The organism is Clostridium sp. HV4-5-A1G (assembly GCF_900184915.1).
GTDB lineage: Bacteria > Bacillota > Clostridia > Clostridiales > Clostridiaceae > Clostridium_B > Clostridium_B aromativorans.
This window is the reverse complement of record NZ_FXYI02000134.1, coordinates 1-9922: the sequence shown is the minus strand read 5'-3', so window position 1 is coordinate 9922 and position 9922 is coordinate 1. Positions and strand designations below refer to the sequence as shown.

8 protein-coding genes are annotated in these 9922 nt (G+C 34.7%); 5 read left to right on the top strand and 3 right to left on the bottom strand.

The window, feature by feature from the left end:
• The first annotated feature begins 129 nt into the window (after positions 1-129).
• Entirely contained in the window at positions 130-954 is an 825-nt protein-coding gene (locus J5G60_RS13285; RefSeq protein WP_150357825.1) for a Cof-type HAD-IIB family hydrolase, read from the top strand.
• Here J5G60_RS13285 and J5G60_RS13280 read toward each other — a convergent pair.
• On the bottom strand, positions 949-1401 hold the full coding sequence (locus J5G60_RS13280; RefSeq protein WP_150357824.1) for a threonine/serine exporter family protein: 453 nt from the start codon (positions 1399-1401) through the stop codon (positions 949-951). The genes J5G60_RS13285 and J5G60_RS13280 overlap by 6 nt on opposite strands.
• Positions 1402-1403: 2 nt before the next feature.
• Positions 1404-2168 carry a threonine/serine exporter family protein gene (locus tag J5G60_RS13275; RefSeq protein ID WP_150357823.1) on the bottom strand — a complete coding sequence of 255 codons (765 nt, stop codon included), beginning with the start codon at positions 2166-2168 and terminating at the stop codon, positions 1404-1406.
• Positions 2169-2358: 190 nt separating this feature from the next.
• Here J5G60_RS13275 and glyA point away from each other — a divergent pair, with 190 nt between their 5' ends.
• The 4 genes from glyA (at position 2359) to J5G60_RS13255 (ending at position 9040) form a co-directional block, all read left to right on the top strand.
• Complete coding sequence (glyA, locus tag J5G60_RS13270; RefSeq protein WP_150357822.1) at positions 2359-3594, top strand: serine hydroxymethyltransferase; 1236 nt, start codon at positions 2359-2361, stop codon at positions 3592-3594.
• Between the two features lie 118 nt (positions 3595-3712).
• Complete coding sequence (locus J5G60_RS13265) at positions 3713-3949, top strand: hypothetical protein (protein ID WP_150357821.1); 237 nt, start codon at positions 3713-3715, stop codon at positions 3947-3949.
• A 247-nt stretch (positions 3950-4196) separates the two neighbouring features.
• A complete protein-coding gene (locus J5G60_RS13260) occupies positions 4197-7967 on the top strand; it encodes a phosphoribosylformylglycinamidine synthase (protein WP_150357819.1) in 3771 nt (1256 codons plus the stop codon).
• 203 nt (positions 7968-8170) lie between these two features.
• Positions 8171-9040: a DegV family protein gene (locus J5G60_RS13255; RefSeq protein WP_150357817.1), complete on the top strand. Its 870-nt coding sequence runs from the start codon at positions 8171-8173 to the stop codon at positions 9038-9040.
• Between the two features lie 59 nt (positions 9041-9099).
• On the opposite strand, the gene J5G60_RS13250 is transcribed toward J5G60_RS13255, so the two are convergent.
• Positions 9100-9789 carry a TVP38/TMEM64 family protein gene (locus J5G60_RS13250; protein WP_150357815.1) on the bottom strand — a complete coding sequence of 230 codons (690 nt, stop codon included), beginning with the start codon at positions 9787-9789 and terminating at the stop codon, positions 9100-9102.
• Positions 9790-9922: the final 133 nt, after the last annotated feature.

The following is a 9922-nucleotide window of genomic DNA, read 5'->3' as shown; positions in this document are numbered from 1 at the left end:
CCTTTATATAGAGTATTATAAATAAAATTTATGTTCTCAATTTAAAGTTTATACCTTACAGCAGGATAATTATTTAGATATACATATAATTTGAAAAATCAAGTATAAAAAAATTGGAGTGTTATAAATATGAACTATAAAATTATTGCTATGGATATGGATGGTACGCTTTTAGATGATGAAAAATTCATATCCCAATATAACGTGGATATGATACGTAGGGCAAGTGAATTGGGAATAAAAGTTGTCATGGCTACGGGAAGATTGCCTGGATCGCTAAAATTTTATTACCATACATTATTTCAAAATCAACCTGTGATATGTTGTAATGGTTCTATGATATTAGATGAAAATGGGAATGTTATAAAATCCGAGCCTGTGGATAAGGTTGAAATTCTTAAAACTATAGATATTTTGAGAGAAGAAAAAGATACGTATTATCATTTTTACGATGATCACAGACTTTATTGTGAGCAGTTTAAATACACTACGAAAAGATTTTATGAATTCAACAGAAAAATAGATAGAAAATTTAGAATGGAGATAAGCATTTTACCGGATTCGCGAAAATTTATAGAAAGTACTGAAGAGAATATCCATAAATTAGTGGCCATAGATTCAGATTTAGGTTATTTAGAGAGATTGAGAAAAAAAATAGAGGGCAGTACTAAGGTAGGTATAACAAAATCCGGCATAGACAATATTGAAATAATCAGCAGGGGAAACTCCAAGGGGAATGGATTGAAGGCTTTGGCAGATTATTATAGGATACCTATCAGTGAATGTATAGCTGTGGGAAATGACGAGAATGATAAGAGCATGATTAAAGCTGCAGGACTTGGAGTGGCAGTGAGCAATGCCCGTCAAATACTGAAAGAATCTGCAGATTATATTACAAAAAATGATAATAACAATGGGGCCATAGGAGAGGTTATAAAAAAATTTATTTTATAACCTATTATGTTTAAAGAAATTTCTGTTAAAGAGTGCAGATGCTTTAAATACTGAAGATATAAAAAATATACCTACAGCTATTGAACCAGCAATAGCCAGTGTTTTGAAGGCGATAAGTAGAGATTGATTTATATTTCCCTGTACATATTGAAACATGGCATTATACATATTTCCACCGGGAACCAGAGGTATAATTGCACCTATGATAAAAGTTGTGGCGGGAGTTTTTAAGATTCGGGCCATTATTTCAGAGTAAATAGATGCGAATACCGAGGCTATAAAGAAACATAATATACTGGAGGAACCTATATAGTGGGAGGAAATTGAATATAAAAACCAGGTTATACCTCCTCCAATGGATGAAAATACAAGATTTTTTCCACGAACATTGCCGATTATGCCAAAGCATAAAGTGGCGATTAAAATATATATGGAATTTATTATCATAATTAAAGTCCTCCTAGAACAAGCCACAGTTTCAATATGGATCCTGTACCCACTGCAATGGCAATGGCTACTAAAAAAGCTTCAATTCCCCTTGAAATTCCGGATATGAGATCACCGGCCATGGTGTCTCTTATGGCATTGGTTATTGAAAGGCCAGGTACTAAAAGCATGATGGAACTTATTATTATGGTATCTACATGAGAGCCTATTTCAAGTTGAACACTGCTCAGAGCTATTAGAGCAGTGACGGCCCCACATATTATGTTTATGAAAAATTCATTTGCTTGAAGAAGGCCTAAAGATTTAGAGAGAATGCTTAAAATACATCCTATGATAAAGGATACTAAAAAGTCATGCAGGTTTCCGCCAAATACAAGAGAAAAAAAAGCAGCAGCTATACCTGAAAACAATATAATTATCTTTGTACTGTAGGGTTTTGAATACTGTATTTTAGATAATTTATTTTCCATCTCATCTAAGGTATAGGCCTCATCTTTTATGTGTCTTGAAATATTATTTACCTGAGATATTTTCTCCAGATTCAAGGTTCTCTGTCTTACTCTTTTTATCAATGATATGGTTTGACCATACTTATCTGAAGCAGAAATTATGATTATATTCAATGTCACAAAGGCATCTATATCATCTATGTTATAATTTTTACTTATTCTAATTATTGTTTCCTCTACTCTGTAAATTTCCGCACCGCTTTCCAGCATTATTTTTCCTGCATAAGCAGCTAAATTTACTATTCTGTTAATATCCATATAAATTGATCTCCCTATGGTAAAATATATCATTGTTTTATTATAGCATATGGGTTCTTGACATGAAATAGTGAAAAAAAGTAAGTCGCTTGTGCAAATTCAAGTTATAAAGTAGTGTATTGATAGATGTTAAAGGTTTACAGTATAATTATATACGAGATACAAATAATTTGTAAGGAGTTGATAAGAAGTGGATTTTAGTGAATTAAAAAATAGTGACAAGGCCGTTTTTGGCATAATTGAGGAAGAGGCTGAACGACAGGAAAATGGCATAGAGCTTATTGCTTCAGAGAATTTCACAAGTAAGTCTGTAATGGAGGCCATGGGATCTTTTCTTACCAATAAATATGCAGAAGGATATCCGGGCAAAAGGTACTATGGAGGATGTTATGCAGTAGATAAAGTTGAAAATCTTGCAAGAGACAGGATGAAAAAGCTTTTTGGGGGGGAACATGTAAATGTACAGCCTCATTCAGGTTCTCAGGCAAATATGGCAGTGTACATGTCTGTTTTAAAACCGGGAGATACAGTTCTTGGTATGAGCTTAAGCCATGGAGGGCACTTAACTCATGGAAGCAAGGTGAGTTTTTCCGGAAAATTGTATAATTTTATCCCCTATGGATTAAATCCAGAAACAGAGAGAATTGACTATGATAAGATGAGAGATTTGGCTCTTGAACATAGACCTAAAATGATAGTTTCAGGTGCAAGTGCATATTCCAGAGAGATAGATTTTAAGAAAATAAGGAGTATATGTGATGAAGTTGGTGCGTATATGATGGTGGATATGGCACATATTGCAGGACTTGTTGCAGCAGGAAAACATATGTCCCCCGTTCCCTATGCTGATTTTGTAACGACTACTACACATAAAACACTGAGGGGACCTAGAGGAGGAGCTATAATATGCAAGGATAAATATGGAGCTGTTCTTGACAAGACAATTTTTCCTGGAATGCAGGGAGGACCTCTGATGCATGTTATTGCAGGAAAAGCTGTTTGTTTCGGAGAAGCTCTTACAGATGAATATAAAGAGTATATAGCTCAGGTTGTAAAAAATGCCAAAGTTCTGGCAGAAGAGCTTGAAAGATATGGATTTAGAATTGTAAGCGGGGGAACGGATAACCATCTTATACTTGTGGATCTTACTGATAAAAAAATTACAGGAAAAGATTTAGAAGAACTTCTTGATACTGTAAATATAACCGTCAATAAAAATGCAGTACCTTTTGATAAGCTTGGTGCAAATATTACCAGTGGAATTAGGCTGGGTACTCCTGCGGTTACTACCAGAGGTTTTAAAGAAAATGAGATGAAAAAGATAGCTTATTTTATAAATTCAGCTGTAGAAAACAGAGATAAAGATCTGAGCGGTATCAAAGAAAAGGTAGTTGAGTTGTGCCATAGCTTTCCTTTATATAAATAGTGCTATTTGATAGTTTTGCTGTTCACATATTTGTGGACAGCATTTTATTTGTCTTAGTAATTATATTTCATATTTTTTCCGCATACAATTTATTAAAACTATAACGGGGTTGAGTTAAATGATAAAAAAAGGAAGATTAATCGAAGTGGAAAATATGGATTTTTGTCAGGATAAAAGGACAATTAAAGTATTTTTAAGAGGCGTGAGCCTGAAGGATTGTGAGTTTGGTGAACAGACTGAAATAATTACCAGTACGGGACATATAGTCAGAGGGGTAGTTTCTGAGAGAAAATACTTTTATGATAGTTCTAAGGTATTTGGGAAAAATGTAAAAGAAATACTGTGTATCAAGTGATTATCGTGCACTTCTGGAGAGTCTAGGCATGGATTGTTATTCATCTTACTATATTTTAGAAGAATTTATGAGGAAAACTGATATTGCTGACACCTGAATTTTTTTTAAGATAGGGGTGTCACCAATGTCGGTTTTATTCAATTATATTGTTCACAAAGCTGTATATTTATGATATAATATCTACGAATAATTTTAAAAAAAATAATATAAATGTTCGAAAAAAAATAAGAAACAAGGAGAGAGTACGATGGGTGTCAAAAGGCTATTTGTAGAGAAAAAAAAGGGATTTGATATAGAAGCTCAAGGATTTCTTAGGGATGTCAGCGAAAGTCTTAATATTCACGGATTGAAAAATATAAGAATAATAAACCGTTATGATATAGAGAACATCAGTGACGATGAATACGAAAAATCAAAATATATAATATTCTCCGAAAAAACTGTGGATAAAATATATGAGGAAGATCTGCCCAGAGATGAGAATACAAGAGTTTTTGCTGTGGAATATCTTCCAGGACAGTATGATCAAAGAGCCGACTCAGCATCTCAGTGTATTCAAATATTAACTCAAAGTGAAAAAATTCATGTTACATCTGCAAAGGTATATGTGATATATGGACATATATCAGATGGTGAGTTTAAAAAAATAAAGAACTACTGCATAAACCCAGTTGATTCAAGAGAAGCTTCCCTTGAAAAGGTTGAAAACTTGGATAAAAAGTTACATATTCCAGATAGTGTGGAGATAATCCATGGGTTTATAGAAATGAGTCATGATGGCTTAGAAGAGTTTATAAAATTACGGGGACTTGCCATGAGTGTTGAAGATCTGATTTTTTGCCAGAAATACTTCAAAGAAGAGGAAAAAAGAAATCCTACAATAACAGAGATAAAGGTTATAGATACTTATTGGTCGGATCACTGTAGACATACTACTTTTAATACTGAACTGAAGAACGTAATGGTTGAGGAGGGAAAGTATTCAATCCCCATAAAGAGGACTTATGAATATTACTTAAAGCTGAGGAATGAAATATATAATAAAGATGAAAAACCTAGATGCCTTATGGATATAGCTACCATTGGAATGAAGATACTTAAAAAAAGCGGCAAACTAAAGAATCTGGATGAATCTGATGAGATAAATGCCTGCAGCATAGTTGTGGATGCGGATGTAGATGGTAAAAATGAAAAATGGCTTGTAATGTTTAAAAATGAAACGCATAATCATCCTACTGAGATAGAGCCTTTCGGTGGAGCTGCAACTTGTCTTGGCGGTGCAATACGTGATCCTCTATCTGGAAGAGCTTATGTATATCAGGCTATGAGAGTTACTGGGAGTGGAGATCCGAGAACTAAAGTTGAAGATACACTAAAGGGAAAACTACCTCAGAAAAAAATAACTTTAGGAGCTGCCCAGGGGTATAGTTCCTATGGAAATCAGATAGGCCTTGCAACCGGGATGGTTTCTGAAATATATGATGAAGATTATGTAACCAAGAGGATGGAAATAGGGGCTGTCATAGGAGCTGTTCCATTGGAAAATGTGAAAAGGGAAAAACCTGAAATATCCGATGTGGTGATACTGCTGGGAGGAAGGACAGGAAGGGATGGATGTGGAGGAGCAACTGGTTCTTCTAAAAAGCATACCGAAACTTCCATATTGACTTCAGGTGCTGAGGTTCAAAAGGGAAATCCTGTTACTGAAAGGAAAATACAGAGGTTGTTTAGAAAAGGAAAAGTCAGCAGGATGATTAAAAGATGCAATGATTTTGGAGCCGGAGGCGTTTCGGTGGCCATAGGAGAGCTGGCTGAGGGACTTGAGATAAACCTTGACTTAGTGCCAAAAAAGTATGAGGGATTGGATGGAACTGAACTTGCCATATCAGAATCTCAGGAACGTATGGCGGTAGTTGTGGACAGGGAACATGAAGAAGACTTTATAAAATATGCCAGAGAGGAAAATTTAGAGGCCACAAAAGTAGCGTATGTGACAGATAGCGGAAGATTGAAAATGTTATGGAGAGGAAATCCCATTGTAGATTTAAGTAGAGAATTTTTGGATACAAACGGTGTAAGAGCAAAAACAGATGTTAATATTAAATCTCCGGATATTAATAGTTATTTTGAAAGCAGGAAAAACGAGGTAAAAAGCGGGGACTGTATTTTAAGAAGCTGGTTTGAAACGCTGCAGAATTTAAATGTATGCAGTCAAAAGGGATTGATAGAGAGATTTGACAGCACTGTGGGAGCCTCAAGTATATTTATGCCTTATGGAGGTAAATATCAGGATACTCCTATAGAAGCTATGGCTGCCAAGCTTCCTGTATTAAAGGGCAGCACAAACACTGCTACTTTGATGAGTTTTGGGTATAATCCAGATATAGCAAAGTGGAGTCCATTTCACGGTGCAGTGTATGCAGTACTGGAATCGATAGCTAAAATTGTATGTTCAGGTGGACAGATGGATAACATAAAATTGACTTTTCAAGAGTACTTTGAAAAATTGGGAAAGGATCCTTTTAAATGGGGGAAGCCTCTTGCAGCACTTCTTGGTGCCCTCTATGCACAGAGAGAGCTTGAAGTTGCAGCTATAGGTGGAAAGGACAGCATGTCTGGAAGTTTCAAAGATATGAATGTACCACCTACGTTGGTCTCCTTTGCAGTTACTACGGGAGAAGCTGATAAACTCATATCCCCTGAGTTTAAGGGATATGGCAGTTATGTAGTATTTATACCTGCACCTAGAGATGATTTTCAACTCCCTGATTTTGAGAAGATAAGAAAGAATTACAGTTTAATAGGTAAATTGATATCAGAAGGAAGAATATTATCAGCCAGTACTGTAAAAAGAGGCGGCATCTGTGAAGCTGTAAGTAAGATGAGTTTTGGAAACAGAATAGGATTGAAGTTTGCGGATAACTGGGAAAACATAGATCTGTTTTCACCAGATTACGGCTCCATGATAGTGGAATTAGATAAAAATGAAATTTTAGAAGAGGAGTTAAAAGAGATTGACTATAAGGTTATTGGAATTACCCAAAGAGAACAGTGTATAGATATAGGTGAGATTAAAATATCCATTTCGGAAATGGAAGCTTCATGGGAAAAGAGTCTTGAAAATATTTTTCCAACCAAGGTTGCATTGGAAAATGAAGAAATAAAGTCAAATCTTTTTAGTAGAAAACATAAATTGTATCCAAAAATAAAAATAGCTTCTCCAAAAGTGACTATTCCTGTATTCCCGGGAACTAACTGTGAATATGATTCCACAAGAGCTTTTCAGAAAGCAGGGGCAGATGTAGACACTGTTATAATCAGAAATTTGACTGGTGCTCAAATAGAGGGATCTGTAAATGAAATTGTAAAAAGTATAAACTCTTCACAGATAATTATGATTCCAGGAGGATTCAGTGCTGGAGATGAACCAGATGGATCCGGAAAATTTATTGCTGCATTCTTTAGAAATTCAAAGATAAAGGAGGCTGTAATGGAGTTTTTAAATAAAAGGGATGGATTGATACTTGGAATATGCAACGGATTCCAGGCACTTATAAAATTAGGGCTGCTTCCATTTGGAGAGATAAGGGACATAGAGGAGAATTATCCTACTCTTACTTATAATAAAATAGGAAGACATGTGTCCAGAGTAGTAAACACCAAAGTGGTCTCAAATCTTTCTCCCTGGTTTAACAACGTGTCTGTAGGCGATATATATTCTATAGCAGTTTCTCATGGAGAGGGAAGATTTGTAGCAAGTTCTGCTGCCATTGAAGAAATGAAGAATAGAGGTCAAATTGCCAGCCAATATGTAGATTTTAATGGGAACCCATCCTATGATATAAGATTTAACCCAAATGGTTCCTATTATGCAGTAGAAGGTATAACCAGTCCTGATGGAAGAATACTTGGCAAGATGGCCCATTCAGAAAGAATTGGAGAGAATATCATGAAAAATATTCCGGGAAATAAAGATCAGAAGCTGTTTGATGCAGGAATTAATTACTTTAAAATTTAGAAATATACGCTATTTATTTAAAACCCCCTATTAAGTATGGTAAATAAATGGTATTTTTGTTATAATAACAGTAAAGTATTGGTATAAAAATTATGCTGTTACTTATTATTCATAATATATTGATTTATGTATTTGACAAAGTATTGTATAATGTTTACTGTAGTGATTGAAATTAATCCTATTTTACGTTGGGGGAGATGCTGATGACTAAGCCTATAATTATGACTGATGCAGGATGTGATTTACCGGGAAGCTTTATAGCAGAAAAAAATATTCCATTTTTAGGTTTAACGTGTCATTTTAAAGGTAAGGATTATGAAGATGATTTTGGAAAATCCTTGAGTTACGCGGAATTTTACGGCGGCTTGAGAAATGGAGAAATGCCATATACATCTCAAATAAATGAATACAGGTTTGCTGAGAAATTTAAAGAATTGCTAAAAGAAAAAAGACCGATTGTATATATTGGAATGTCCTCAGCTATAAGCGGCACCTTTAACAGTTCAAAACTGGCAAGAGAATCTATAATCAGTGAGTTTAAGGATGCCGATATAACTTTAGTTGACAGTAAAGGTTCTTCCATAGGACTTGGACTTTTGGTATATGGTGCTTGTAGAATGGCAGAAGAAGGTAAAAGCAAGGATGAAATTGTAAAGTGGCTGGATGACAATAAACTGAAGATGAATTACTGGTTTATGGTAGAGGATTTAAAACACTTGAAGAAGGGTGGAAGGATATCATCATCCAAGGCAGTTATAGGAACTCTTCTAGATGTAAAGCCTATAATATATATCTGTAGTGATGGATCGCTTAAAAATGTAGCTAATGTTAGAGGAAGAAGAAAGGGAATTAAATATCTAGTTGATAGATTTAGAGAAAGGGCAGTGAGCACTGAAGGCCAGGTTATAGGTATTTCTCATGGAGATTGTCTGGAAGATGCAAATATGTTGAAAAAGGTAATGGAGAAGGAATTCCACAATAACAAATTTATTATAAATCCTTTGGGGCTCGGAATGGCTACTCATTGTGGAGCCGGAATGCTTTCGCTTTGTTTTTTTGGAAATAGAAGATAATAAAGGCTATCATTGATAATAATTTATTCTATATAAAAAAACCACCGCAGGTGGTTTTTTTATGCGTATTTATGTTTATCATTCCACATCTTTTTCAATAAAAATGCCAGAGTAGTTACTGCAAATAGAAACAGCAGCCCAATTACTAGAGTTTTAACTGTACCTGTCAACATTCCGCCTATGTAGGAGTAAATGATAGTAGCAGGGAGTTGTCCTAATCCAGTTGCTATGAAAAACGGCCAAAATCCCATGGAAGTCAAACCTGCTGCATAACTGACTATGTCAAAAGATATAAAAGGTAATAATCTTGCAATTAGTATAGCATATTTACCATAATTTTTAAAAAATTCATCCACTTTTTCTATGGCGGTTTTGGATGTGAGCTTTTCAACTGCATCCCTGCCTAGAAATCTAGCTATATAGAAGCAGAGAACTGCTCCTGCCATAGCACTTGACCAGGATAAAATGGCACCTTTTATCCATCCAAATATCCCTGCATTGGCGAAGGTTATTATAAATGCGGGTAGGGGGGCAATTATTGATTGAAGTACCATTAAAAAAAATGATACTATTGGTGCTAAAATGCCGAAGCTTAGAACATAACTTCTGACTGAATCCACGTCTACATTTTTCAGTACACTGATGGATTTGTCAATCCCATGCCTTAAAGGGGGTATAAATAGATATAAACAGCATATTATTAAAATTAATAATATCTTTCCTTTAGTTCCCTTAAATAGTCCTTTTATGAAAATACACTCCTTTCTCTAGAGGATGACTTGACACAATATAAATATAATACATATATATATTGCGTTCAACAAGAATAGAAAAACAAAATATTTCAACTGTATAATATAAATACGTTTTATAAAAATAAAT